We start from the raw sequence: 1,268 nt of genomic DNA, 5'->3' as shown, positions 1-1,268 counted from the left end.
TTGATCCAATGTGGAGACAAGGTATGTTCGTTATACCTTTCATGACTCGTTTAGGAATAACCAATTCTTGGGGCGGTTGGAATATTACAGGGGGGACTATAACGAATCCGGGTCTTTGGAGTTACGAAGGGGTAGCCGGMGCACATATAGTGTYTTCTGGTTTGTGCTTCTTGGCAGCTATTTGGCATTGGGTATMTTGGGATCTAGAAATWTTTWGTGATGAAYGTACAGGAAAACSTTCTTTGGATTTGCCCAAGATTTTTGGAATTCATTTATTTCTTTCAGGRGTGGCTTGCTTYGGTTTTGGCGCATTTCAKGTAACAGGRTTRTATGGTCCTGGAATATGGGTRTCCGAYCCTTATGGACTAACYGGAAARGTACAAYCYGTAAAYCCRGCGTGGGGYGTGGARGGTTTTGAYCCTTTTGTTCCGGGAGGAATAGCCTCTCATCATATTGCAGCRGGGACGTTGGGYATATTAGCGGGCCTMTTCCATMTTAGTGTYCGTCCGCCTCAACGTCTATACAAAGGATTACGTATGGGCAATATTGAAACCGTCCTTTCCAGTAGTATYGCTGCTGTCTTTTTTGCWGCTTTTGTTGTTGCTGGAACTATGTGGTATGGTTCWGCAACTACYCCSATCGAATTATTTGGTCCYACTCGTTATCAATGGGATCAGGGATACTTYCARCAAGAAATATATCGAAGAGTTRGTGCTGGACTAGCCGAAAATCRARGTTTATCAGAAGCTTGGKCKAAAATTCCTGAAAAATTAGCTTTTTATGATTATATTGGTAATAATCCAGCAAAAGGGGGRTTATTCMGAGCGGGYTCAATGGACAAYGGGGATGGAATAGCTGTTGGATGGTTAGGMCACCCYGTCTTTAGARATAAAGAAGGGCGTGAACTTTTTGTACGCCGYATGCCTACYTTTTTTGAAACWTTTCCGGTAGTTTTGGTAGAYGGAGACGGAATTGTTAGAGCTGAYGTYCCKTTTAGAAGGGCAGAATCAAARTATAGTGTCGAACARGTAGGTGTAACTGTTGAGTTYTATGGYGGYGAACTYAAYGGAGTKAGTTATAGTGATCCCGCAACTGTGAAAAAATATGCTAGACGGGCTCAATTGGGTGAGATTTTTGAATTAGATCGTGCGACTTTGAAATCTGATGGTGTTTTTCGTAGCAGCCCAAGAGGTTGGTTTACGTTTGGACATGCTTCGTTTGCTCTACTTTTCTTCTTTGGACACATTTGGCATGGTGCTAGAACCCCC

Annotated in this window: 1 protein-coding gene; it reads left to right on the top strand. The window is 43.1% G+C overall.

Annotation, left to right across the window (positions count from 1 at the left end; translation table 11 throughout):
* Positions 1-8: 8 nt before the first annotated feature.
* Positions 9-1,268, top strand: a 1,260-nt coding sequence (psbB, locus tag DLK05_RS19000) for a photosystem II chlorophyll-binding protein CP47 (RefSeq protein WP_498366006.1), incomplete at its 3' end; no start/stop codon positions are given.

Source organism: Ancylomarina longa, assembly GCF_003996985.1.
Lineage (GTDB): Bacteria > Bacteroidota > Bacteroidia > Bacteroidales > Marinifilaceae > Ancylomarina_A > Ancylomarina_A longa.
This window is presented reverse-complemented; position numbering and strand designations above follow the sequence as displayed.